Genomic DNA, 320 nt, shown 5'->3' with positions numbered 1-320 from the left:
CGCGCAGGGCCGGCACGCGGCGATTCTGACGGCCTGCCTTGCGGCGGGACTGGCGGATGTCCAGGCGCAGGAGGCCCAGGCCGTTGCCGCCGCCGCCGAGGGCCGCGACGCGGCCAAGGCGCAGGAGCTGTCTCTTATACACATCTGACGCTGCCGACGAAATGCGAACAGTGTAGATCTCGGTGGTCGCCGGAGCATTAAAAAAGGGGGGGGGGGGGGGGGGGGGGGGGGGGGGGGGGGGGGGGGGGGGGGGGGGGGGGGGGGGGGGGGGGGGGGGGGGGGGGGGGGGGGGGGGGGGGGGGGGGGGGGGGGGGGGGGGG

Annotated in this window: 1 pseudogene; it reads right to left on the bottom strand. The window is 79.1% G+C overall.

The features are described 5' to 3' along the window. Positions 1-320, bottom strand: a pseudogene (locus JHD82_RS29270) (hypothetical protein); the annotation flags it as partial.

The organism is Delftia sp. ASV31, assembly GCF_016428765.1.
GTDB classification, from domain to species: Bacteria; Pseudomonadota; Gammaproteobacteria; order Burkholderiales; family Burkholderiaceae_C; genus Comamonas; species Comamonas acidovorans.
Note: the sequence above shows the minus strand (reverse complement) of the source record. Positions and strands in the feature narration are given on the sequence as shown.